Annotated in this window: 22 protein-coding genes; 11 read left to right on the forward strand and 11 right to left on the reverse strand. The window is 67.6% G+C overall.

Features of this window, described 5'->3' with window-relative positions; genetic code table 11:
* Positions 1–41: 41 nt before the first annotated feature.
* Complete coding sequence (locus ATO6_RS05125; RefSeq protein WP_088622823.1) at positions 42–362, reverse strand: hypothetical protein; 321 nt, start codon at positions 360–362, stop codon at positions 42–44.
* 210 nt (positions 363–572) lie between these two features.
* On the opposite strand from ATO6_RS05125, the gene clpB reads away from it, so the two are divergent.
* Positions 573–3,191 (forward strand): ATP-dependent chaperone ClpB, encoded by a 2,619-nt coding sequence (gene clpB / locus ATO6_RS05130; protein ID WP_088622824.1) that lies wholly within the window; start codon positions 573–575, stop codon positions 3,189–3,191.
* A 294-nt stretch (positions 3,192–3,485) separates the two neighbouring features.
* Here clpB and irr read toward each other — a convergent pair whose 3' ends face one another.
* A complete protein-coding gene (gene irr / locus ATO6_RS05135) occupies positions 3,486–3,917 on the reverse strand; it encodes a Fur family transcriptional regulator Irr (RefSeq protein ID WP_088622825.1) in 432 nt (143 codons plus the stop codon).
* Between the two features lie 180 nt (positions 3,918–4,097).
* Here irr and fabA point away from each other — a divergent pair, with 180 nt between their 5' ends.
* Genes fabA through ATO6_RS05150 form a run of 3 tightly spaced genes read left to right on the forward strand, consistent with a single transcriptional unit; the run spans position 4,098 to position 6,674 of the window.
* Positions 4,098–4,607 (forward strand): bifunctional 3-hydroxydecanoyl-ACP dehydratase/trans-2-decenoyl-ACP isomerase, encoded by a 510-nt coding sequence (gene fabA, locus ATO6_RS05140; protein WP_088622826.1) that lies wholly within the window; start codon positions 4,098–4,100, stop codon positions 4,605–4,607.
* Positions 4,608–4,640: 33 nt separating this feature from the next.
* Positions 4,641–5,870, forward strand: coding sequence for a beta-ketoacyl-ACP synthase I (fabB, locus tag ATO6_RS05145; protein WP_088622827.1), 1,230 nt, complete (start codon positions 4,641–4,643; stop codon positions 5,868–5,870).
* 15 nt (positions 5,871–5,885) lie between these two features.
* Positions 5,886–6,674 carry an enoyl-ACP reductase gene (locus tag ATO6_RS05150; RefSeq protein ID WP_088622828.1) on the forward strand — a complete coding sequence of 263 codons (789 nt, stop codon included), beginning with the start codon at positions 5,886–5,888 and terminating at the stop codon, positions 6,672–6,674.
* 136 nt (positions 6,675–6,810) lie between these two features.
* Here the strand turns inward: ATO6_RS05150 and ATO6_RS05155 are convergent, their stop codons facing one another.
* The 3 genes from ATO6_RS05155 to sseA all read right to left on the reverse strand — a co-directional run bounded on the left by ATO6_RS05155 (position 6,811) and on the right by sseA (position 9,969).
* Positions 6,811–7,857 (reverse strand): DUF1036 domain-containing protein, encoded by a 1,047-nt coding sequence (locus ATO6_RS05155; protein ID WP_088622829.1) that lies wholly within the window; start codon positions 7,855–7,857, stop codon positions 6,811–6,813.
* Positions 7,858–7,927: 70 nt separating this feature from the next.
* Positions 7,928–9,112, reverse strand: a complete 1,185-nt coding sequence (locus tag ATO6_RS05160; protein ID WP_088622830.1) for an amino acid aminotransferase — start codon at positions 9,110–9,112, stop codon at positions 7,928–7,930.
* Entirely contained in the window at positions 9,112–9,969 is an 858-nt protein-coding gene (gene sseA, locus ATO6_RS05165; protein ID WP_088622831.1) for a 3-mercaptopyruvate sulfurtransferase, read from the reverse strand. Before sseA ends, ATO6_RS05160 begins: the two co-directional genes overlap by 1 nt.
* Positions 9,970–10,094: 125 nt before the next feature.
* On the opposite strand from sseA, the gene ATO6_RS05170 reads away from it, so the two are divergent.
* From ATO6_RS05170 to ATO6_RS05185, 4 genes are all read left to right on the forward strand, one after another.
* Positions 10,095–11,495: a dihydrolipoyl dehydrogenase gene (locus tag ATO6_RS05170; RefSeq protein WP_088622832.1), complete on the forward strand. Its 1,401-nt coding sequence runs from the start codon at positions 10,095–10,097 to the stop codon at positions 11,493–11,495.
* Positions 11,496–11,575: 80 nt separating this feature from the next.
* Positions 11,576–12,427 (forward strand): methylated-DNA--[protein]-cysteine S-methyltransferase, encoded by an 852-nt coding sequence (locus ATO6_RS05175; protein WP_088622833.1) that lies wholly within the window; start codon positions 11,576–11,578, stop codon positions 12,425–12,427.
* A 110-nt stretch (positions 12,428–12,537) separates the two neighbouring features.
* The gene (locus ATO6_RS05180) at positions 12,538–13,185 is read left to right on the forward strand and encodes an OmpA family protein (protein ID WP_088622834.1); all 648 of its coding nucleotides are present in this window, start codon (positions 12,538–12,540) and stop codon (positions 13,183–13,185) included.
* A 176-nt stretch (positions 13,186–13,361) separates the two neighbouring features.
* Complete coding sequence (locus ATO6_RS05185) at positions 13,362–16,157, forward strand: DUF2339 domain-containing protein (protein WP_088622835.1); 2,796 nt, start codon at positions 13,362–13,364, stop codon at positions 16,155–16,157.
* On the opposite strand, the gene ATO6_RS05190 is transcribed toward ATO6_RS05185, so the two are convergent.
* The gene (locus ATO6_RS05190; protein WP_088622836.1) at positions 16,145–16,432 is read right to left on the reverse strand and encodes a YggT family protein; all 288 of its coding nucleotides are present in this window, start codon (positions 16,430–16,432) and stop codon (positions 16,145–16,147) included. The two genes, ATO6_RS05185 and ATO6_RS05190, sit on opposite strands and share 13 nt — an antisense overlap.
* A 127-nt stretch (positions 16,433–16,559) precedes the next feature.
* Here ATO6_RS05190 and ATO6_RS05195 point away from each other — a divergent pair, with 127 nt between their 5' ends.
* Positions 16,560–17,105 (forward strand): acyl-CoA thioesterase, encoded by a 546-nt coding sequence (locus ATO6_RS05195; RefSeq protein ID WP_088622837.1) that lies wholly within the window; start codon positions 16,560–16,562, stop codon positions 17,103–17,105.
* Here ATO6_RS05195 and ATO6_RS05200 read toward each other — a convergent pair.
* Entirely contained in the window at positions 17,102–17,974 is an 873-nt protein-coding gene (locus tag ATO6_RS05200; RefSeq protein WP_088623419.1) for a DMT family transporter, read from the reverse strand. The genes ATO6_RS05195 and ATO6_RS05200 overlap by 4 nt on opposite strands.
* Before the next feature lie 73 nt (positions 17,975–18,047).
* Positions 18,048–18,410 carry a VOC family protein gene (locus tag ATO6_RS05205; RefSeq protein ID WP_088622838.1) on the reverse strand — a complete coding sequence of 121 codons (363 nt, stop codon included), beginning with the start codon at positions 18,408–18,410 and terminating at the stop codon, positions 18,048–18,050.
* Between the two features lie 114 nt (positions 18,411–18,524).
* On the opposite strand from ATO6_RS05205, the gene ATO6_RS05210 reads away from it, so the two are divergent.
* Positions 18,525–19,136 carry a sulfite oxidase heme-binding subunit YedZ gene (locus ATO6_RS05210; protein WP_088622839.1) on the forward strand — a complete coding sequence of 204 codons (612 nt, stop codon included), beginning with the start codon at positions 18,525–18,527 and terminating at the stop codon, positions 19,134–19,136.
* Positions 19,137–19,208: 72 nt separating this feature from the next.
* Here ATO6_RS05210 and ATO6_RS05215 read toward each other — a convergent pair whose 3' ends face one another.
* From ATO6_RS05215 to ATO6_RS05225, 3 genes are all read right to left on the reverse strand, one after another.
* Positions 19,209–19,763 (reverse strand): GNAT family N-acetyltransferase, encoded by a 555-nt coding sequence (locus tag ATO6_RS05215; protein ID WP_217898968.1) that lies wholly within the window; start codon positions 19,761–19,763, stop codon positions 19,209–19,211.
* Positions 19,764–19,869: 106 nt separating this feature from the next.
* Complete coding sequence (locus tag ATO6_RS05220; RefSeq protein ID WP_088622840.1) at positions 19,870–20,157, reverse strand: HU family DNA-binding protein; 288 nt, start codon at positions 20,155–20,157, stop codon at positions 19,870–19,872.
* 131 nt (positions 20,158–20,288) lie between these two features.
* A complete protein-coding gene (locus ATO6_RS05225) occupies positions 20,289–21,758 on the reverse strand; it encodes an AMP nucleosidase (RefSeq protein WP_088622841.1) in 1,470 nt (489 codons plus the stop codon).
* Between the two features lie 83 nt (positions 21,759–21,841).
* On the opposite strand from ATO6_RS05225, the gene ATO6_RS05230 reads away from it, so the two are divergent.
* Positions 21,842–22,696 carry an SDR family oxidoreductase gene (locus ATO6_RS05230; RefSeq protein WP_088622842.1) on the forward strand — a complete coding sequence of 285 codons (855 nt, stop codon included), beginning with the start codon at positions 21,842–21,844 and terminating at the stop codon, positions 22,694–22,696.
* The last annotated feature ends 7 nt before the right edge of the window (positions 22,697–22,703 follow it).

Consider the following 22,703-nt stretch of genomic DNA (forward strand, 5'->3'; position numbering starts at 1 on the left):
GGCGCTGCGGTCAAGCCTTATGGCGGCGGGGCCGCGCCGTTTCAGGCGGCGCGGTGGTTCAGCAGGCGGTCCCAGAGCCCCACGGTCGCTTCGCGCACCGAGGGTGGCAGGACGATCGGCATTGCCAGCGCGTCCTCTGCCAGGCGGGTCGAACGGATCGGCCCGAGCGCCTTTTCATGCTTGCGGCGCGCGCGCTCCAGCACGGCCTTGGAGATGTCCGAATACGCGCTGTCCAGCGGTGCCGGCATCGAGATGGGGTAGGTGTATGCCTGTTCCCCGTCGAAGAGGGTGACCGACGCCTCGAAACAACGCCGCGCCGGGTTGTAGGTGATCTGCGAGATCCGGGTTTTCTGAGTGGTCATGGATGCCTCCGATAAAGCCATGCCAACTGTCCCTGCCCATTCGTTTCTTATTGGTGACCGAACGCACAGATGGTGCAAAATGTTCCCATGCGGGGTGCGCGGGCGCTTGAACGGTGGTCAACCGCCCCCCATTTCAGCTTCAAGGTTCCGGTGCGGCACATGCCTGTTTCAGGGTGGTCGCCAGGGGACGCTTTGAAAAGGAGACGAACGATGGACTTGAACAAGTTCACGGAGCGGTCGCGCGGCTTCATCCAGGCGGCACAGACGATCGCGATCCGGGACAGCCACCAGCGGCTGGCGCCCGAACACGTGCTCAAGGCACTGATGGATGACCCCGAAGGCATGGCGTCGAACCTGATCCGCAAGGCGGGCGGGGATCCGAAACGCGTGACGCAAGCGCTGGACGTGGCGCTGAAAAAGATCCCGCAGGTGTCCGGCGACGCGGGCCAGATCTACATGGACAACCAGACCGTCAAGGTCCTGAGCGAGGCCGAGAGCATCGCGCAGAAGGCCAAGGACAGCTTTGTCCCGGTCGAACGTCTGCTGACCGCGCTGGCGCTTGTCCGCAGCCCGGCCAAGGACGCGCTGGAAGCCGGCGACGTCACCGCGCAGAAGCTGAACGAGGCGATCAACGACGTCCGCAAGGGCCGGACCGCCGACAGCGCGAGCGCCGAGGACACCTTCGAGGCGCTGGAGAAATATGCCCGCGACCTGACCAAGGCCGCCGAAGAGGGCAAGATCGACCCGATCATCGGACGCGACGACGAGATTCGCCGCTCGATGCAGGTCCTGTCGCGCCGCACCAAGAACAACCCGGTCCTGATCGGTGAACCCGGCGTCGGCAAGACGGCGATCGCCGAGGGCCTCGCGCTGCGCATCGTCAACGGCGACGTGCCGGAAAGCCTGAAGAACAAGCGTCTTCTGGCGCTCGACATGGGTGCGCTGATCGCCGGTGCGAAGTATCGCGGCGAGTTCGAGGAGCGGCTCAAGGCGATCCTGAAGGAGATCGAGACCGCCGCGGGCGAGATCATCCTGTTCATCGACGAGATGCACACGCTCGTGGGGGCCGGGAAGACCGACGGCGCGATGGATGCGGCCAACCTGATCAAGCCGGCGCTGGCGCGGGGCGAGCTGCACTGCATCGGCGCGACCACGCTCGATGAGTATCGCAAGTATGTCGAAAAGGACGCGGCGCTGGCGCGGCGCTTCCAGCCGGTCATGGTTGAGGAGCCGACGGTCGAGGACACGATCAGCATCCTGCGGGGCATCAAGGAGAAGTATGAACTGCACCACGGCGTGCGGATCAGCGACTCCGCCCTTGTCGCCGCAGCGACGCTCTCGAACCGCTACATCACCGACCGGTTCCTGCCGGACAAGGCGATCGACCTCGTCGACGAGGCCGCGTCCCGTCTGCGGATGGAGGTGGATTCCAAGCCCGAAGAGCTCGACCAGCTCGACCGGCAGATCCTCCAGCTCCAGATCGAGGGCGAGGCCCTGAAGAAGGAAGACGACGCCGCGTCGAAGGACCGACTGGAGCGGCTGGAAAAGGAACTGTCCGACCTGCAGGAGAAATCCGACAGCCTGACCGCCAAGTGGCAGGCCGAGCGGGACAAGCTGGCCTCGGCGCGCGAGCTTAAGGAACAGCTGGACCGCGCGCGGGCCGATCTGGAGATCGCCAAGCGGCAGGGTGATCTGGCGAAGGCCGGTGAGCTCTCCTACGGCGTGATCCCGCAACTGGAAAAGCAGCTTGGCGAGGCCGAGCAGCAGGAAGCCGAGGGCGTGATGGTCGAAGAGGCCGTCCGGCCGGAGCAGATCGCCGCCGTGGTCGAGCGCTGGACGGGCATCCCGACCACCAAGATGCTGGAAGGCGAGCGCGAGAAGCTGCTGCGTATGGAAGACGGCCTTCACAAGCGGGTCATCGGCCAAAACGCCGCCGTCACCGCCGTGGCGAACGCCGTCCGGCGGGCGCGTGCGGGGCTGAACGACGAGGGGCGGCCGCTTGGGTCGTTCCTGTTCCTCGGCCCGACCGGCGTCGGCAAGACCGAGCTTACCAAGGCCGTGGCCGAGTTCCTGTTCGACGACGACAGCGCGATGGTGCGGATCGACATGAGCGAGTTCATGGAGAAGCACTCCGTCGCCCGCCTGATCGGCGCGCCTCCGGGCTATGTCGGTTATGACGAAGGCGGTGTGCTGACCGAAGCCGTCCGGCGCCGGCCCTACCAGGTCGTGCTGTTCGACGAGGTCGAAAAGGCGCATCCGGACGTGTTCAACGTGCTGCTGCAGGTCCTCGACGACGGCGTGCTGACCGATGGTCAGGGCCGGACCGTGGACTTCAAGCAGACGCTGATCGTGCTGACGTCGAACCTCGGCTCGCAGGCGCTGTCGCGGCTGCCCGAAGGTGCCGATGCCGGCGATGCGAAGCGCGACGTGATGGAAGCCGTCCGGGCCCACTTCCGGCCCGAGTTCCTGAACCGTCTGGACGAGATCGTGATCTTCGACCGTCTGGCGCGGAAGGACATGGACGGGATCGTCGACATCCAACTGGCGCGGCTGCAGAAGCGGCTGGCGGGTCGGAAGATCACGCTCACGCTCGACGAGGCCGCGCGCAAGTGGCTGGCGGACGAGGGCTACGATCCGGTGTTCGGGGCGCGTCCGCTCAAGCGGGTGATTCAGCGGGCGATCCAGGATCCGCTGGCCGAGCTGCTGCTGGCGGGCGACGTCAAGGATGGCGCGGTCGTTCCGGTCAGCGCCGGGGCGGACGGTCTGCTGATCGGCGACCGGGTTGGCAGCACCAACCGCGACAAGCCGCAGGACGCGACGGTGCACTGAGCTTCCGCAAGGTGAAAGCAAAATCGAAACGGCCCCTTTGCGGGGCCGTTTTTCTGTCTGGAGTTGCAAGATGCTGTATGGGGCGGCACCATGACCGCATCATACAGGAGAACCGCATGAAACTTGCCGCCCTCATCCTTTCCGCCCTGGCGCTTGCCGCCTGTGACATGGGCGATCCCAACCTGCGCGGAGCCGACCTTGGCGTCACGCAGGAGGCCACCGTCGCGACGGTCTGAAACGCAAAACCCGGCCGCTGGGCCGGGTTTGCAGAGCTTGGCCGCAACCTGCGCGGGGTCAGCGGCGGCGCAGGCGGATGACCACGTCGACCTTGCTGATCTCGGCACCCTCGGGCGCGTCGGGCAGGCGGGTGAACTCAAGCTGGTCGGCGGGCGCGTCGGTCAGACGGCCCTCGTCCTCCCAGAAGAAATGCGGATGGTCGTGCATGTTGGTGTCGAAGTAGCTCTTCGACCCGTCGACCGTGATTTCCTGCATCAGCCCCGCCTCGCAGAAGGCGCGGAGCGTGTTGTAGACCGTGGCCAGCGATACCGGCTGGCCGTGGTCGTGGGCCGAGACATGCAGGCTTTCCGCGGTGACGTGGCGGTTCCGCCCGTCGCCGACAAGCAATGCGGCAAGCGACAGGCGCTGCCGTGTCGGCCGCAGCCCGCCGCGCGACAGCCAGTCGCTGCCTCGTCTGGTGGCGTCCTTGGTGATGGTCTGCACAGGCATTCCCCTCTTCGGACGGCAATATAGGAAAGTATCGGACCAAATTTCAATCGGTTTAACGATTTACCCCGTCGTTGCGTCAGGAGCTTGCATTCGGGTCGCAATACTTGCCTTGGGCTTTCGGCGGGTGATAGAGGGGGTCGAAGTTTTCAGACCGGATCTGTGGCGGGGGAGCGAGAGACGATGGCGGGCTATCCGACGAGCTTTGACAAAGACGACCTGCTGAAATGCGCCCGTGGCGAACTGTTCGGCCCCGGCAACGCCCAGCTTCCGGCCCCGCCGATGCTGATGATGGACCGGATCACCGACATCAGCGGCGACGGCGGCGAACACGGCAAGGGCCACGTGGTGGCCGAATTCGACATCAATCCCGATCTGTGGTTCTTCGAGTGCCACTTTCCCGGCAACCCGATCATGCCGGGGTGCCTGGGCCTCGACGGGCTGTGGCAGCTGACCGGCTTCAATCTCGGCTGGCGCGGCTGGCAGGGGCGCGGCTATGCTCTGGGCGTCGGCGAGGTCAAGCTGACCGGCATGGTGCGTCCGGACCGCAAGATGCTGACCTACTACGTCGATTTCACCAAGGCCGTGCAGACCCGGCGGCTGACCATGGGCGTCGCGGACGGACGGGTCGAGGCGGATGGCGAAACCATCTATCTGGTCAAGGACATGAAGGTCGCCCTGTCCGAAAGCTGAGGCTGGACAGAGGGCACCGAGGAGGAAGAGCGAATGCGCCGAGTTGTCGTCACCGGTCTGGGGATCGTGTCCTCGATCGGGAACAACGCCGAAGAGGTCCTGACCTCGCTGAAGGCCGGGACGTCGGGGATCGAAGCCTCGCCCGAGATGGCGGAGCACGGCTTCCGCAGCCAGATCGCGGGCACCCTGAAGATCGACCCGGCCGAGCATATCGACAAGCGGGCGCTGCGGTTCATGGGGCAGGGCGCGGCCTATGCCCATATCGCCATGCAGCAGGCGATCGCGGATGCGGGGCTGGACGAGAGCCTGATCGTGAACCCGCGCACCGGCCTCGTCGCCGGGTCGGGCGGCCCGTCCACCAGCGCGATGTTCGCGGCGCACCAGACCGTGCTGTCGTCCGGCGCGACCAAGCGGATCGGGCCGTTCGCGGTGCCGAAATGCATGTCCTCGACCGTGTCGGCGAACCTCGCCACCGCGTTCAAGATCAAGGGCATCAACTATTCCATCACCTCGGCCTGCTCGACCTCGCTGCACTGCATCGGCAACGCGGCGGAACAGATCATGCTGGGCAAGCAGGACGTGATGTTCGCGGGCGGCGGCGAGGAACTGGACTGGACGCTGTCCTGCCTATTCGACGCCATGGGCGCGATGTCGTCCAAGTACAACGACAGCCCGGCCAAGGCGAGCCGCGCCTTCGACGCTGGCCGTGACGGCTTTGTCATCTCGGGCGGCGGCGGCATCGTCGTGCTGGAGGAACTGGAACACGCGCTGGCGCGCGGGGCGACGATCTATGCCGAGGTGACGGGCTATGCCGCGACCTCGGACGGGCACGACATGGTCGCGCCGTCCGGTGAAGGCGGCGAGCGGGCGATGCGGCTGGCGCTGTCGACGCTGCCCGAAGGGCGCAGCGTGGACTACATCAACGCGCACGGCACCTCGACCCCGGTCGGTGACGTGGGCGAGGTCGAGGCGGTGCGGCGGGTGTTCGGTGACGGCAGCACGCCGCCGATCTCGTCGACCAAGTCGATGACCGGCCACGCGCAGGGCGCGGCGGGGGCGCTGGAGGCGATCTTCTGCCTGCTGATGCTCAAGCACGATTTCATCGCGCCGTCGATCAACGTCGCGCATCTGGACCCGGCGCTGAAGCCGGAAGAGATCGCGACGGCGTTCAAGGCGGACGCCGGACTCGACACTGTGATGACCAATTCCTTCGGCTTCGGCGGCACGAACGGCTCCATGCTGCTCAGCCGGTACCGGGCGTGATCTGAGGGCGGAACGATGGGTGATGCACTGAAAGGCAAACGCGGCCTGATCATGGGGGTCGCGAACGATCGCTCGATCGCATGGGGAATCGCCAAGGCGCTGGCCGCCGAGGGGGCCGAGCTGGCCTTCACCTACCAGGGCGAGGCCTTCGGCAAGCGGGTGGAGCCGCTGGCGGCCTCGGTCGGCAGCGACCTGCTGCTGGATGCGGATGTGACCAACGACGCCTCGCTCGACGCGGCCTTCGCGACGCTGAAGGAGAGATGGGGCAAGATGGACATCCTCGTCCACGCCATCGCGTTTTCCAGCAAGGACGAGCTGTCGGGGCGGTTCATCAACACCAGCCGAACGAACTTCAAGCAGTCGCTGGACATCTCGTGCTATTCGCTGATCGACGTGTCCCGGCGCGCGGTGCCGCTGATGAAGGACGGCGGCGCGATCCTGACGCTGACCTACCAGGGCTCGACCCGGGTGACGCCGTATTACAACGTGATGGGCGTGGCCAAGGCGGCGCTGGAATCGGCGGTGATCTACCTCGCCAACGACCTGGGGCCGGAGGGGATCCGCGTGAACGCGATCTCGCCCGGTCCGATGAAGACGCTGGCCGGCGCGGCGATCGGCGGGGCGCGCAAGACCTTCCGCCAGACCGAGGCCAACGCGCCGCTGCGCGCGAACGCCACGCTGGAGGCGGTCGGCGGCACGGCGGTCTACCTCGCCTCGGATGCGGGGGCCTGCACGACCGGTGAGATCATCCGGGTCGACGGCGGATATCACGTGCTGGGCATGCCGCAGCCGGAAAACCTGTAGGCCTTACGGGCCGGTTCTGACCTGATCGTGCGCCTGCGGCGCATTCCCTTACTTGTGTCGTGACGAGGGGGCTTTGCCCCCTCGAACTCCCCCAAAGTATTTTTGACCAGAAGAAGCAGGGGACCCGGCGCGTGTCTCAGTCGAGGCGGCGGTAGGCGAGCAGGTTGCCGCGCGGGAGATAGAACATGCTCCAGTCCAGTTGCGATATCCGGTCGAGGCCGTAGCAGTACATGTCGCCGGTTTCCGAGTCTCGGGTGACGAGGTAGTTGCCCTGTGCCGGTGCGTCGCCGCAGGTTCCCTGCACCGCCATGTAGCTGCGGGCGGTCACGGTGCCGTCGTAGGTTTCCTCCATCTCCGCCCCGAGCACGGTGATCTGGACGCGGCTGTCGTCGGTCGCGTACCAGCCGCCCTGCATCGCGGCGAGCCACTTGTCGGCGTTGTTCGGTTGGCGGGGTGTGGCGGCCGAGAGCACGACTTCGGCGGTCGTGTCGAAGATGCCGGCGAGGTCGCCGGTGACCGAGAGCGGCGTGCCGGGGGCGAAGGATTTCAGCGCGGCCATGACCGGGGCCGGGGTGCGGCCGTCGTCATAGACGTGGAACCGGGTCAGGTTGGCGATGAAGCTGCAGCTGAACGGGCCGTCGAGGCTGTCGCAGCCCTGGAAGGTGACGGCATCGCTGTAGGGTTCGCCATAGGTGCCGGGGGCGAAGCCCTGCGCGGGGGCCGGTGTGGCGGGAACCGGTTGGGCGGGGGTCTTGGCGGGTGCGTCCGATTTGAGCGCCGTCTGGCTGGATCCGGTTACGGTATAGGTGAAGGTTTTCGCTGTCTTGCCGGTGTCGATCTTGCGGAAACGCCGTTCGTCGTAGCCGCGCGTGGCGCAGGCGGTGTCGCCTTCGATCCGGAACGCCGCGTTTTCCGCACAGAAGGCGTAATCGCCGTCGAAGCTGTAGCCGCGCGATTCCATCCGGTAGTAGTAATATCGCTGGGTCAGGTCGCCGGTCAGCACCTCCTTGCAGGCGCCGGGATCGAGGTTCCACCAGCCGCGCGAGAGGTAGGACTCGCCCACCTTGTAGCCGATGGCGATGGACTGGCTGCGGCCACTGTCGTTGCAGAAGGTCAGCCCGGCCGTTGCGGCCGACGGCACGGCCAGTGCGGCGATGACCGCCGCGATCCGGAAAATGGACATCTTCAAGCTCCCCCAACTCGTTATCGGGGGAGCCTAGCGGGCGCGGGGCGCGCCCGGCAAGGATTTCGGCTCAGATGCCCGCGTCGATGATCGCCTTGGCCAGCAGCGGCACGGTGGCCTTGTTCAGCCCGGCGATGTTCATCCGGCTGTCGCCCACCATGTAGATCGCGTGGTCGCGGCGCAGCGTCTCGACCTGTTCGGACGAACAGCCGAGGCGCGAGAACATGCCGCGGTGCTGTGCGAGGAAGCCGAAGCGGTCGGAGCCGGACAGGCGCTGCAGCTCGGAGGCGAGCTGTTCGCGCAGGCCGAGCATCGACAGGCGGACCTCTTCGAGCTCGGTCTTCCATTCCGCCGTCAGGGCCTCGTCCGTCAGGATGGTCGAGACGATCCGTGCGCCGTGGTCGGGCGGGAAGGAGAAGTTCTGCCGGTTCAGGAAGGCGAGGTTGCCCTGGGTGACCTTGCCGAGCGCCTTGTCCTGCGCCACGGCCATCAGGAGGCCGGTGCGTTCGCGGTAGATGCCGAAGTTCTTGGAGCAGGACGCCGCGATCAGGCATTCGGGCACCGAGGAGGCCACCAGCCGCACCGCCGCCGCATCGTCGTCGAGCCCGTCGCCGAAGCCCTGGTAGGCGATGTCGATCATCGGCACCGCGCCTACTTCGTTCAGCCGCGCGATGACCTGTTTCCACTCGGTCAGGTTCAGGTTCGCGCCGGTCGGGTTGTGGCAGCAGCCGTGCAGCAGGACGACGTCGCCCGCTTTCAGCCCGCCGAGGTCAGCCATCATGCCGTCGAAGTCGACGCCACCGGTATTGCTGTCGAAATAGCGGTAGGGGACCGATTCCATCCCGAGGTATTTCAGGATGGTCAGGTGGTTCGGCCAGGTCGGGTCCGACACGAAGACACGCGCGCCGGGGGTGGCCATCTTGATCAGCTCGAACGCCTGGCGCACCGCGCCGGTGCCGCCGGGGGTGGCGACCGCCGAGACGTGGTCACGGGGGACCGCGCCGCCGAGGACGAGCGAGATCATCACGTCGGAATAGACCGGGTCGCCGGCGAGGCCGGTGTAGGCCTTGGAGTCCTGGGTTTCCCAGATCTTCTGTTCGGCCGCCTTCACGGCGCGCATCACCGGGGTGATGCCCTCGGCGTTCTTGTAGACGCCGACGCCGAGGTCGATCTTGTTCGGACGGTCGTCGGCCTTGTAGAGGTCCATCAGCGCGAGGATCTTGTCCGCGGGCTGTTCCTTGAGGTTCTGAAACATCATGCCTCTCCGGTGGCGATTGGAAGGGTGGGGAACGCGCCCCATTCGGACCAGGACCCGTCGTAGAGGGAATGATCGCGCTTGCCCATCCGTTCCAGGGCAAGGGACAGGACGGCGGCGGTGACGCCGGATCCGCAGGTCGTGATCACGGGTTTCTTCAGGTCCACGCCGGCGGCTTCGAAGATCGTGCGGGTTTCGTCCGGGGTCTTCATGGTGCCGTCGGCATTCAACAGGTCGGTGTAGGGCACGTTGCGCGAACCGGGGATGTGGCCGGAGCGCAGGCCGGGCCGCGGCTCGGGCGCCTCGCCGCGGAAGCGGGCGGCGGCGCGGGCGTCGACGATGGCGTAGTCGCCCAGCTTGGACGCGGCAGAAACCTGCGTGACGTCCTTCACCAGCTGGTTCTGGCGGCGGACGGTCATGTGGCGGTCGCGGACGATCGGCTCCATGTCCTCGACCTCGCGGCCCTCGGCCAGCCATTTCGGCATGCCGCCGTCCAGCACGGCGATGTTGTCCTGCCCCATCAGGCGGAACAGCCACCAGACACGGGCGGCCGAGAACAGGCCCAGCCCGTCGTAGACCACCACCTGGTGACCGTCGCCGACGCCCATGGCGCGCAGGCGGGACATGAACTTTTCCACCGGGGGTGCCATGTGCGGCAGCTCGGACCGGGCGTCGCTGATGTCCTCGATGTCGAAGAAGCGGGCGCCGGGGATGTGCTGGGCCTCGTATTCTGCCTTGGCGTCGCGGCCGGTGCCGGGCAGGAATGTCGTCCCGTCGAGGATGCGCAGGTCGGGATCCTTCATATGCGCAGCCAGCCAGTCGGTGGATACGAGCGTCTTGGGATCGTCCTGGGCCATCTTTCCCCCCTAGCAAAAACGGCTTCTGCCTAGCGTCCGGGGGCCAATCTGGCAAGTGGATTGGCTGGGTTGACGGAACCGGGGGGGCGGGCGTCCTGTTGGTCGCGGTAACGGAAAGGGTCCAGATGGCACATTACGACTGCGACGTGGCGGTGATCGGGGCGGGCACCGCCGGGATCTCGGCGGAACGCAAGGCGCGGGGCGAGGGGGCGAAGACGCTGCTGATCGACCCCTATTTCAACGGGACCACCTGCGCGACGGTCGGCTGCATGCCGTCCAAGCTTTTGATCGCCGCATCCGACGCGATGGCGGCGGTGCGCGGGGCGGGCGCGTTCGGCATCAAGGCCGAAGGCAAGGTCGACGGTCCGGCGGTGTTGGAGCGGGTACGCCGGTTCCGCGACGAGTTCGCAGGCGGTGTGCGCGCCAGTTTCGACCGGTTGCCGGAGGACGTGCCGCTACGTGGCCGCGCCCGTTTCACCGCGCCGGGAGAGCTGGAGACGGATCAGGGCGACACCGTCAGCGCCAAGGCCGTGGTGGTCGCGACCGGTTCGGCCCCTGCGATTCCGGGGCCGTTCAAGGACTTCGGCGACCTGATCCTGACGAACGAGTCGATCTTCGAGCTGAAGGATCTGCCCGATAGCATGGGCGTCATCGGCGCGGGCGCCATCGGGGTGGAACTGGCGCAGGCGATGGCCCGGCTCGGCGTGCGGGTGGAGCTTTACGACATGGGCCACACCATCGCCGGGATGCCCGCCGAAACCGGCGGTGTCCTGCGCGACCTGCTGGCGCTCGAGTTCAACCTGCACATGGGGGTCACGCCCGAGGCGGAGCAGGTCAAGAAGGGTGTGCGGATCACCTACGAAGGCCACGAGGCGGAGTTCGAGCGCCTGCTGATCGCCGCCGGGCGGCCGCCGAACCTCGACGGGCTCGACCTCGAAAAGTCCGGGATGGCGTTCGACGAGGACGGCAGGCCGGTGGTGAACCCCGACTGCCTGCAATGCACCGATGTGCCCGTCTTCATGGCGGGCGACGTGAACGGCGTCCGACCCCTGCTGCACGAGGCGTCCGACGAGGGCGCCATCGCGGGCTACAACGCCGCGCATTTCCCCGACATCCGCCGGACGGATCGCAAGACCGCGCTGGCAATCACCTTCACCCGCCCGAGTGCGGCGATCGTCGGCATCCTGCCGTCCAACGACAACGACCTCGTCACGGGTCGCGCGGATTTCTCCAACCAGGGCCGGTCGCGGGTCGAGGACCGGGCGGGCGGGATGATCCGCGTCCATGCCGACCGCAAGACGGGGAAACTGGTGGGGGCGGACCTCTGCCTGCCCGACGGCGAACACATCGCGCACCAGATGGCTTGGATCATCGGCCTCGGCATCGACGCGGGGGCGGCCAAGGATCTGCCGTTCTATCATCCCACGATCGAGGAGGGCGTGAAGTCCGCCTTCCGCGACCTCTGCGCGGCGATCGAGGCCGGGGTCCACTGGACGACCGACGAAGGCTCGCCGCCCGGCGTCTGACCCCGGTCCGATCATTGCGCAACATCCGGGTCGCGCGGCGGCCCGGCGGCGCGATATACCTGTGGCAAAGGAGAGGCCCGATGCCACAGGACATGACCCCCGACCGATACCACTACCAGGTGATGCGCCGCGCGCTGGACGAGATCGACGCCGCCGAGGCCACGCTGACCCTCGACGACCTCGCCGCCCGGATTGGGATGAGCCCCGCGCATTTCCAGCGGTTGTTCTCGGCCTGGGTCGGAGTCTCGCCCAAGCGGTATCAGCAGTATCTCGCGCTCGGCCACGCCCGCGCGCTTCTGCAGGCCCGGTTCACGACGCTGGAGGCGGCCCATGCCTCGGGTCTCTCGGGCACGGGCCGGTTGTACGACCTGTTCCTGAGATGGGAGGCGATGAGCCCCGGCGACTACGCCCGTGGCGGCGAGGGGCTGGCGATCCGGTGGGACTACGTGGACAGCCCCTTTGGCGAGGCGCTGGTGATGGCGACCGACAAGGGCATCTGCGGCATCGCCTTTACGGCGGAGACGACACGCGATGCGGCCATGGCCGACATGACCAGCCGCTGGCCCAATGCGACCTACACCCATACACCCGGCGCGCTGGACGTCATGTCCGCCGCCGCCTTCGCGCAATCGGGCGAGGCGCAGTTGCACCTGATCGGCGCCCCGTTCCAGATCAAGGTGTGGGAGGCGCTGATGCGCGTTCCCTCGGGCCATGTCACCACCTATTCCGAGATCGCGCAGGCCATCGGCACGCCGAAAGCCGTCCGCGCGGTCGGCACGGCGGTCGGGCGCAATCCGATCAGCTTTTTGATCCCCTGCCACCGGGCGCTTAGGAAATCCGGCGGCCTTGGCGGCTATCACTGGGGTCTGCCGGTCAAACGCGCGATCCTCGCCTGGGAAAGCGCGCGCGAAGAGGCGGAACCGGTGGCCTGACGGCGGAGTTAAGCGAAAAGCCGCCGATCCTCTCACAAAGTTGCGTTCTGCGGCGGAACCGCTCTGCTATACGGGCGGACGAGCAGACCAACTTTGCAAGAGGCATTGATATGACCACCCGCAGCACGAAATTCTTCGGACTGGCCGGTGTCGCCCTTCTGACCCTCACCGCCTGCGGCGAGATGAACCAGAACGACGGCTACCGTAACACCCGCAACAACGCGGCCATCGGCGCCGGCCTCGGTGCCGTGACCGGCGCGATCCTCGGTGGCGACGCCAAGGGCGCGGCTGTCGGCGGCATCGTCGGCGGTATCGCGGGTGCGGCCTATGGCGGTTACCTCGACCAGCAGGAACGCGAACTGCGCGGCTCGCTCGGGTCGGACACCTCGATCGTCAACACCGGCGACCGTCTGATCGTGACCATGCCGCAGGACATCCTGTTCGCGACCGACAGCGCCACGCTGCGCGCCGACCAGACGTCGGACCTGCGCACCGTCGCCGCCTCGCTGAACCGCTACCCGAACACCACCGTTCAGGTCATCGGCCACACCGACAACACCGGGTCGGCCGACTACAACCAGAACCTGTCGGCCCGCCGCGCGCAGTCCGTGGCGAACATCCTGATCGGTTCCGGCGTGAACGGCGCCCGCGTCCAGTCCTTCGGACGTGGCGAGGATCAGCCGCGCGCGACCAACCAGACGGTCGAGGGGCGTGCCCAGAACCGCCGGGTGGAAATCGTCATCCTGCCGAACGCCTGATCCGTCAGGACGGCACCGCTATCGGCACCGCCCGGCCAGTCGGCCGGGCGTTTGCGTTCCGGGCCGCAGATTTTCGTTGGCGAACCGCCGGATTCCGGGTTTCCTCGGCGCCGGGACAGTGAAACCGGGCAGAGTCGCGCGACCGACGCGGCGCCGGTGGTGTGCGGGTGACGCCAATGGACGGCATTTTCGCCCTGATCGGGCTGGCCATCGCGGCCTATTTCATCGGGGGGCCGATCGTCCTCTTCGTGATGATCGGCAATACCCGCAAACGGATCGACGCGCTGGCCGCGCATGTCGCCAAGCTGGAAGGCGCGATGGCAGCGGGTGTCCGCGCGCCTGCTGAAGCCGGCGCGGCCGTTGAAGAGCCCGACGAAATACCGCCCGCGCCGACACCCGACGAGGCGGGCGCGCAAGGGCCCGACGAGACGCCGGTCGCCCCCGTTTCCGCCGGGGCCGAGGACAGCGGTCCCCGCATCTCCGGCCCGTGGACGCCACGGCCGCCGTCCGCCGAACCGGAAGCGACCCCCGAAGTGCCCGCCGAAACTCCACAACCCGCCGCCGCGCGGAGCATGGAGGAATCCTTCGCCTCCAAGTGGATGATCTGGCTCGGCGCGCTGACTATCGGCCTCGCCGCCGTGTTCCTGTTCACCTACGCCATCGACCAGGGCTGGCTGACGCCGCTCTTCCGCGTGATCGCGGGCCTTGCCCTCGGTGGCGCGCTGATCGGCGGGGGCGAATGGCTGGAACGCCGCCCGGCCCGGCCCTCGCTCCGGGGGCGCGACTTCATCCCCTCGGCCCTTTCGGGCGCCGGCATTTTCGCGATCTTCGTCTCGCTGTTCTCCGCCCATGCCCTCTATGGCCTGATGGGTCCGACGCAGGCCTTCATCGCGCTCGGCCTGACCGCCTATGCCGCGCTGGCGCTCGCCCTTAGGCAGGGCTGGTTCGTCGCGCTGATGGGGCTGATCGGTGGCTACCTCGTGCCGTTGATGATCATCGCGCCCGACAGCTCGCCGGTGCCGCTGTTCCTCTACCTCTTCGTCCTCGGCGCGGCCTGTCTCGCCCTGATGACCGCCCGCAAGTGGTGGTGGTTCTCGGCCCTGACCCTGCTGGGCGCGCTGGCATGGCCCGCGCTCTGGCTGCTGGAGGCAGGCGCCGATGTCGACCAGCTTGTCCTCGGCCTCTACGCCCTCGGCATGGCGACGCTCTTTGCGCTGCTGTCCACCGGCCTGCCGCTCAAGACGCCCGACACACCGTTGCTGCGCTGGCTGTCGGCGATGATCAGCGACACCTCGGGCCTCGGCTTCACGGCCTGCGGTGTCCTGCTGCTGATGACCGCCGCCGCCACCGGTTTCGACACCGGCGGCTTCGTCTTCCTCGGCCTCTACGGCCTCGTCGCGCTGGTCCTCGCCACCCGCCGCGCCGCGCTGGAAAGCCTCGTCGTCGCCGCCGCCCTGATCGTGCTGGCGAGCGCCGTCCTCTGGCCCGCGCCCGAGCTGCCGACCGGTCCCGCCTTCGTCTCCGGCCTGCCGGTCCCGGCCTTCGGCCCCGGCTACGGTCCCTTCGTCATGCCGCCCGAATACGTGCCCTTCGCCCGCGCCCTGCTGGGGTTTGCCGCGCTCTTCGGCATCGGCGGTGCGTTCGGCGCGCGGGGCGCGCGGACACCCGCCGTCTGGGCCGGCACGGCGGCAGCGATGCCGGTGCTGCTGTTCATCATCGGCTACTGGCGGATCGGGGGCCTGCAGGTCGACATCAGCTGGGCGACCCTCGCCGCGGCCCTCGCGCTTGCCTTCCTCGTCACCGCATGGGCCGAGGCGCGGCGCACGGGCCGGTCCGACACCGCGCTCGCGCTCTACGCGGCGGGGTCCACTGCGGCGCTGGCGCTGGCCTTCACCTGCCTGCTGCGCGAGGCCTGGCTGACCGTCACCCTGTCGGTCGAGGTCACAGCCCTCGCGTGGATCTGGCGGCAGCTGCCGGTGCGCGAACTCAGGGCGCTGGCGGCGGTCGTCACATCGGTCATCATCGTCCGCCTCTGCCTGAACCCCGGCATCCTCGACTACGACGGCGGTATTCCCGGCGTGGTCGGCTGGGTGCTCTACGGCTACGGCCTGCCCGCCGTTGCGCTGGCCGTCGCCGCCCGCTGGTTCGCCCGTGACAACAGCGACCTGCTGGTCCCGCTGTGCGAGGTCGCGGCGCTTGGCTTCGCGCTCCTCATGGTCTCGACCCAGCTTCTGCTTTGGTCGAACGGCGAGCTCGGCGCACGCTGGCAGCTGACCGATCACGCGATCCAGACCATCTGGTGGACCATCGCCGCCGCGCTGCTGCTGCACGCGCGCGTCGTGGACCGGCGTCCCTGGGCGCAATGGATCGGTATCGGCCTGCTGAGCCTCGCCCTCGCCGCATCCGTGCTGTTCCAGGTGATGCAGCAGAACCCGATCGCCACCGGAATGCCGGTCGGCAGCTGGCCGCTGGTGAACGGCCTGACGCTGGCCTACCTGATCCCCGCGATCCTGTTCGGCACCATCGCCGCATTGCGTGATTTCCACCTGCCGAAACAGCTGCGGCAGGTCACCGGCGGCGTCGCGGGGCTGCTGGCCTTCGTCTGGGTCACGCTGGAAACCCGCCGCGCCTTCCGCGGCTCCGACTTGACCCTGACCCCCGAGACCATGCCCGAAACAGGCGAGCTCTACGCCTATTCCGTCGTCTGGATCCTCTTCGCGCTGGCGCTGCTGGCCGTCGGCGTCTGGCGGCGCGCGGCGTGGCTGCGCTATGCCTCGCTGGGGGTGTTGATGATCGCGGTGGCCAAGGCGTTCCTCGTGGACATGTCGGGCCTCACCGGGCTGTTCCGGGTGGCGTCGTTCCTCGGCCTCGGACTGTCCCTGATCGGGATTGGCCGGGTCTACCAGCTGTTCGTGCTGCGCCCGGACGCCTCAGGGCCGGAGCCCGAAGGCCCCGAAGATCAGAGGAAATAGCCGACGTTGTTCGCAAGGATGATGCGGATCGCGTAGATCCCGACCAGCACCACCAGCGGCGCCAGGTCGATGCCGGACATCGGCGGCAGGATCTTGCGGACCGGGCGATAGAGCGGCTCCACGATCCGGTTCAGCCCATACCAGATCTGGGCGACCAGTTGCTGGCGCAGGTTCAGCACCTGGAAATTGATCAGCCACGACATGATGACGTGCGCGATGATGAAGAACCACACGATGTCGAGGATCAGCATAAGGATCTGGTAAAGGCTCTGCACCGGGTCGCTCCCTTCGGTCTGGTCAGCGCCTTAGGTAAGCAATGCGCCCCTTTCGCGCAAGGCGGACGCAAGGTCGCGGTTGACCTTCGCGTCACCCCGTGGCCTCCCTGCCGCCGGAGGTGACGCCATGTATCCGTTCATCCGTATCACCACGCAGGTCCTGCGCTACAAGTCCCGCCCGATCGCGCCATGGGACACCCATGTCTCGCACCATCGGATCCTGCCCTGGGACCTCGACGTCATGGCCGAGCTGAACAACGGCCTGACCCTGACGATCTACGACATGGGCCGCATCCCCTTTGCCGTGCGCACCGGGGTCTGGGACCTGTTCAAGGCCAACGGCATGGCGCTGACCATCGCGGGCAGTTCCGTCCGCTACCGCCGCCGCCTGACCCTGTTCGAAAGGATCGAGCAGCGCACCCGCATTGCCGGGTGGGACAGCCGGTTCATCTATTTCGACCAGTCGCTCTGGACCGATCCAGAGACCTGCGCCGGGCAGGGCGTGTTCCGCGCCGCCGTGGTGAAGAACCGCAAGATGGTGAACATCGACGAGGTGGTCGTGCCGTTGGTCGACCGCCCCGAGATCCACGCCAACCGCCCGCATCTGCCCGGCTGGATCAGCGCGTGGGCCGAGGCGGACAACGCCCGCCCCTGGCCGCCGGAACGGGTCTAGCCCGCCTTCTGTGCCCGCGACAGCTGCACCAGCAGGATCCCCGCCGCCACGATCGCCACGCCGAGAACGTCCTGGGGGCCGAGCGCCTCGCCAAGGATGACCGCCGCGATGGCGACGCCGAAGAACGGGTTCAGGAAGTGGAAGACCGAGGCGCGGATCGCGCCGATGTCGTTCACCAGCGTGAACCAGATCCACGTCGCCAGCAGCCCCGGCACCAGCGTGGTGTAGAGGAAGGCGAGGATCAGGGACCACGACCACGTGACTTCCATCGGCTCCAGTATCGCCGCCGGAACGGCGAGGAAGGCTGAGCCGATCAGCATCTGCAGACCGACCACCATCAGCACGTTGCCGCCCGACGATGCGCCCCGTGCCGACAGCGTCGCGATGGCCAGCGCCAGTGTCCCGAGGATGCAGAGGACGATGCCGAACGGGTCCGCGCCCCCCGACAGGCGCGAGCCCATGATGATCAGCACCCCGCCGATCCCGAGCGCCAGTCCCACGACCGCCATCCATGACAGGCGTTCGCCGAACACCAGCCGGTTCGCCAGCGCCACGATCAGCGGCATCGCGCTGGCCATGATCGACGCCAGCCCGGCCTCGATGGTCTGCATCGCGGTGAAGAACAGGCCCAGGTACAGCGCGTTCTGGCAGACGCCGAAGATCACCGTCGCCCACCACTGGCCCCGCGTCAGGTGCCAGCTCTGGCCGAGCGCGCGGGCGATGGCGATGCCGATGATGCCCGAGACGAGGAACCGCAGCGACAGCGAGGCCAGCGGCGGCGCCTGCGCCACGATGATCCGCGCCGAGGTGAAGGCCGAGGACCAGAAGAGCGCGAAGCTCAGTCCCAGAATGACCGCCCTGATGCTCATGGTTCCGCCTGTCCCGCCGTTCGCGCGCCATGTGTAGGCGCAGGTGCGCGCGGGGTCCATACGGGCGCGGCGGTCAGGCGGGCTGCCACAGCTCGATCGGGTTGCCTTCGGGGTCGTGGATGCGGGCAAAGCGGCCGACGGCGGGATCGTCCCAGTCGGCCCGAGTCTCGACGGCGACGCCTGCCGTTTTCAGGCGGTCCATCATCCCGTCCAGATCGTCCACGCGCAGGTTCAGCATCCACCGCCGGTCAGCGGCGAAGTAGTCGCTATCCTCCGGAAAAGGCGCGAAAACCGTGGGGCCCGCCGCCTGCATCCAGACCGGCTCCGGCGCATCCGGCTCCGGCCCGATGCCCAGTATGTCGGCATACCACGCGGCCAGCGCCTGAGGGTCCGCCGCGCGCAGAAAGAACCCGCCGATACCCGTCACTTTCGCCATCTTCGGCCCCCTCGTTCCGCCGCTCTGAGCCCAGATCATACCCGCCATGCCATCGCGTGGCGACGGCGCTGTCGGCCCCGCGCGTATCAGCTGACAGAACGGAAAGGACAGATCATGCTGAAACGTCTCGACCCCTGGTGGCTCTGGTTCGCGCTTTCGCTTCCCGCGCTCGGCATGGCGTGGGAACTGGCGACATCGGACAATGCCCGCATCATGCACATCCTCGTCCACCCCACGGGCGAGACCTCGGCCCGGCTGCTGATCGTGACCCTGATGGCCACGCCGCTGGCGCTGCTGTTCAAGGGCTGGCGCGGGCCGCGCTGGCTGAAGAAGAACCGCCGTTACTTCGGCGTCGCGGCCTTCGCTTATGCGGGGGCGCACACGGTGCTTTATCTCGTTGACCGGGGGCTCGACCGGACGCTGGACGACCTGCCGAAGCTCTACATCTGGACCGGCTGGATCGCCTTCATCATCTTCATCCCGCTCGCCGCGACCTCGATGGACTGGGCGATGCGCCGGATGGGGACCGCGTGGAAATCGCTCCAGCGCTGGACCTATGCCGCCGCCGTGCTGACGCTGGTGCACTGGGCCGCGCTGCATGACTGGGGCAGTCCCGCCGCCGCGCTGGTCCACTTCGCCCCGCTGGCGGCGCTGGAGGCCTACCGCGTCTGGTACTGGTACCTGCGCCCCTCGCGCCGCCGCCACGGCACCCCACGGACCGCCTGAGACCGCGTCCCCTCAGGCGATCGGCCCTGCCCGGACCCTCAGCGTCCGGGCGGGGCACTTTCGTTCCCCGGACTAGCTTAGCTCGATCCTGAATCTCAGAGACGGGCCACCACCAAGTGCCGCCGGCTTGTCGAACCGTTCGACCAGCACGCCGCCGCATTTCTCGATGACCCGGATCGACGCGGCATTCTCCGGTGCGGTCGTTAGGTCCACATGGCGCAGGCCAATCGAACGGGCCCCGGGCAGCATCCCGGCCAGGGCGGCTGTCGCGAAACCCCGGTCCCGCCGCCACGGAACCACCGCATAGCCGATATGGCCAAGGCAGGTCGGCGGCAGATCCTCCGTCCCCGGCTGCCAGCGCAGACCGATGGTGCCGCAGAAACCGTCCTGCCAGATCCAGCGTTGAAACCCCGGCAGGCGCGGAGTCGTGCTGCCGTCTGGCAGGACGATCGGCGGGCCCTCTGCGCTGCGGTCGTCGAACCTGGCGAGGAAGGCCTCGGGGTCCGCCTTGGCCGCCGCGATCTGGGCCTGTGCCGCCTCGGGGCGCAGATTGTCCGGTGACCAGCCGCGCTGCAGCGCGTCGAGGTAATCGGGCAGGTGCTGACGTGTCGGGATGACAAGGTTCATCAGGCCCATATCTCCAAAGCAAAAGGGCCGCGAATGTCGCGACCCTTCGTTGGTATCCGGTTCGTTCAGCGACCAGTGTGCACCGACGCCGAACGGATGCCGGAGATCAGCCGTTCACGCTGTCCTTGAGCGCCTTCGCGATGGTCACCTTGACCACCTTGTCGGCCTCTTTCTTGAACTGGTCGCCAGTGGCCGGGTTGCGCACCATGCGCTCGGGCCGCTCGCGGCAGTAGACCTTGCCGACGCCGGGGATGGTCACCGCGCCGCCGCCGGCGACTTCCTTGGTGATCACGCCAGCCAGTGCGTCCAGCGCGGCCGAGGCGGTCTTCTTGTCTGCGCCCATTTCGTCGGCCAGTGCGGCCACCAACTGGGTCTTGGTCATCGGTTTCGCCATTTCTGGTCTCCTTAATCTGCCCGATCAGTAGGGCCTCATTCCCGGAATTTAACCGGATGTGGGGTCCAAACACAACAATTTGTGCAATAAAACAAGGGAAAAACGCGCATCTTGGCGCGCTTTCCGCCCCGTCAGAGGAACGCGGTTTCGTCGAAGCTGCGCAACTTCCGGCTGTGGATGCGTTCCAGCGGCATGTCGCGGAGCGTCTCCATCGCGCGGATTCCGATCATCAGATGCCGCGCGACCTGCGTCTTGTAGAAGTCCGACGCCATCCCCGGCAGCTTGAGCTCTCCGTGCAAGGGCTTGTCGGATATACACAAAAGCGTGCCGTAGGGCACCCGGAACCGGAAACCGTTGGCCGCGATCGTGGCGCTTTCCATGTCCAGCGCCACCGCGCGGCTCTGGCTGAGGCGCTGCACCGGGCCGCGCTGGTCGCGCAGTTCCCAGTTGCGGTTGTCCAGCGTCGCCACCGTGCCCGTCCGCATCACGCGCTTCAGGTCATAACCCGAAAGCTGCGTCTCTTCCGCCACTGCTTCCTCAAGTGCGACCTGAATCTCGGCCAGCGCGGGGATCGGCACCCAGACCGGCAGGTCGTCGTCCAGCACCTTGTCCTCGCGCAGATAGGCATGGGCCAGCACGTAGTCGCCAAGGCTCTGGCTGTTCCTCAGCCCCGCGCAGTGCCCGACCATCACCCAGGCATGCGGGCGCAGGACCGCGATGTGGTCGGTCGCTGTCTTGGCGTTCGACGGTCCCACGCCGATGTTCACCAGCGTGATCCCGGCCGAGTTCGGGCGCTTGAGGTGATAGGTCGGCATCTGCGGCATCTTGGGGCTGGGCGGCAGGTCGCCGAGCGGGCCCGTGATTTCGGCATTGCCGGTCGAGACGAAGGATGTGTAGCCCGAGTCCGGGTCCGCCAGCATCCGCCGGGCGAAGCTTTCGAACTCCGAGACGTAGAACTGGTAGTTCGTGAACAGCACGTGGTTCTGGAAATGCTCCGGATCCGTCGCGGTGTAATGGGCGAGGCGGGCCAGCGAGTAATCGACCCGCTGCGCGGTGAAGGGCGCGAGGGGCAGGGGATCGCCGGGCAGGGGCTGATGGGTGCCGTTGACGATGTCGTCGTTCGTCGTGTTCAGGTCCGGCACGTCGAAGACGTCGCGCAGCGGAAAGCTCGACGCGCCCTCCTGCGGGACGGTCACGTCGGCGTCGCCCGCCACCGCGAAGTGCAGCGGCATCGGGGTGTCGGACCAGCCGACGGTGACGGCGATGCCGTGGTTCTCGATCAGCAGGCCGATCTGCTGGCGCAGGTAGTTCGCGAACATCCGGGGCCGGGTGATCGTCGCGGCGTAAGTGCCGGGCGCGGGGACGTGACCAAAGCTGAGACGGCTGTCGATCTTGGCGTGGCTGGTCGTGGTGATCCGCACCTCGGGGTAGAAGGCGCGGATGCGCCCCTCGGGCGGGCCGTCGCGCAGCGCCTCGTGAAAGGCGTCGCGCAGGAAGGTCGTCGCGGCCTCGTAGAGCTCGGTCAGCCGCTCGACCGCGGCAGCGGGATCGGTGAAGGCCTGCGGTTCGGCGGCGGGGGGCGTGGAAAAGGGGTGCTCCATGTCCACTATCTGGCCCGGCGGAGGGGCGGAGGCAAGTGGCTAGACCCCTTGCCTAAGCGTCGCCCGCGCTGCATCCAAGGGGGATGAGCACGCTTCTGTCCCTCGGCCACGGCTATTCCGCCCGCGCCCTCGCCCGTCTCCTCCTGCCGCAAGGCTGGACGATCCACGCCACCACACGCACCGCCGACAAGGCGGAGGTGCTGCGGGGCGAGGGGGTCGTGCCGCATGTCTTTCCGGGCAGCGACCTGACCGATGCGCTGGACGCGGCGACGCATGTTCTGGTCTCGGCCGGGCCGGATGCAGACGGCGATCCGATGCTGCGCGAGTTGCGGTCGGAAATCGCCGCGCGGGCCGGGCAGTTCGCGTGGGTCGGCTATCTCTCGACCACCGGGGTCTATGGCGATCATGAGGGGGGCTGGGTGGACGAGGCGACCCCGCTCACCCCCTCCACCCGGCGCGGCAAGTGGCGGGTCGCGGCCGAGGCGGAGTGGGGAGACATCCCCGGCCTGCCGCTGCATATCTTCCGGCTGGCGGGAATCTACGGGCCGGGACGCGGACCTTTCGCCAAGGTCCGCGCGGGCACGGCGCGGCGGATCGTCAAGCCGGGGCAGGTGTTTAGCCGCATCCATGTCGAGGACATCGCGCAGGTGCTGGCGGCCTCCATCGCCCGCCCGAACCCCGGCGCGGTCTACAACCTGTGCGACGACGATCCCGCCCCGCCACAGGACGTGATCGCCCATGCCGCCGACCTGCTGGGCCTGCCTCTGCCGCCCGAAGAGAGCTTCGAGACCGCCGAGATGACGCCGATGGCCCGCAGCTTCTATGCCGAGAGCAAGCGGGTCCGGAACGACCGTATCAAGGACGAGCTTGGCGTGCGCCTGATCTACCCGACCTATCGCGATGGTCTGGCGGCCCTGATGAAGACGGGAGAGGACTGAAACCCTT

This window comes from Oceanicola sp. 22II-s10i (assembly GCF_002210105.1).
Taxonomy (GTDB): domain Bacteria; phylum Pseudomonadota; class Alphaproteobacteria; order Rhodobacterales; family Rhodobacteraceae; genus Pseudooceanicola.